Source organism: Streptomyces sp. DH12 (assembly GCF_020873895.1).
Classification (GTDB): domain Bacteria; phylum Actinomycetota; class Actinomycetes; order Streptomycetales; family Streptomycetaceae; genus Streptomyces.
Window position 1 is genome coordinate 1 of sequence record NZ_JAHWGT010001539.1, and the last position, 400, is coordinate 400.

A 400-nucleotide genomic window follows, 5' to 3' on the forward strand; every position below is an offset into this window, starting at 1 on the left:
GCCGCGGCCGCCACGTCGAGCGGGTCCGCGGCCGGGGGCGGGGAGCCGGAGTCGAGGGCGCCGGTCAGTTCCGGCTCGGCCTCTCTGAGCTTCTCCCCGATCCGCTGGCGGAACAGCGGATCGGTCTCCAGCGCCGCCGCCATCGCGTTCCCGGCGAACTTGGCGCGGCGGCTCGGGGTGAACCGGGCGTACTGCCTCAGCTGCGCGGGCAGCTCGACGACGGTGAGTCCGCCGAAGCCGTCCGCGACGATCTGGACGACCTTGCGGCGCACCCCGTCGGGCAGCGGACGGTCGAGCACCTCGGCGGCGCCGTCCTGCGGCCCCCCGCCCGTGGTCTCCACCATCCGTCACACCCCAATGCCTGTGTGCGGCCCCGTCCGCGGGGCCGCCGTCAGCGGGG

The 400-nt window shown here is 76.2% G+C and carries 1 pseudogene; it reads right to left on the reverse strand.

Annotation, left to right across the window (positions count from 1 at the left end):
* Positions 1-344: pseudogene (locus LPA54_RS40975) on the reverse strand (RNA-binding protein); the annotation flags it as partial.
* Positions 345-400 lie beyond the last annotated feature (56 nt).